At 45.0% G+C, this 331-nt stretch carries 1 protein-coding gene; it reads left to right on the forward strand.

The genetic code is table 11. From position 1 onward, the window contains the following. A partial coding sequence (locus tag V0R37_RS21870; protein ID WP_420376525.1) for an IS66 family transposase occupies positions 1-331 on the forward strand: 331 nt, incomplete at both ends.

Below are 331 nucleotides of genomic sequence, written 5' to 3' on the forward strand. Positions count from 1 at the left end.
TAGGAAGGCTCCTATGTCTTCTGACGAATGTTCTCTTCCATACTCGACATCGTTATGAGCAAGGTGAATTGGATTATTCACGGTACTTGCGGAGACTGCACAGGCTACAAAAATCGTTCGATCATTGGTTCAGCAAAGGGACAGGTGTGATGGTCAAGCGGTATCGAGGGCGATGCAAGTTACTGCTCAAACATAGAGAGAGCTTGTGGGTTTTCCTCAAGAAAACGTCAATCCCCTTAACCAATAATGAAGCAGAGCGATGTATTAGAGGCTTTGTAATCCAAAGGAAAATTAGCTTCGGAACGACCTCAGATGCAGGCGATAAATTCCG

Origin of the sequence: Pollutimonas rozaliensis (assembly GCF_048751585.1) — a bacterium.
GTDB lineage: Bacteria > Pseudomonadota > Gammaproteobacteria > Burkholderiales > Burkholderiaceae_B.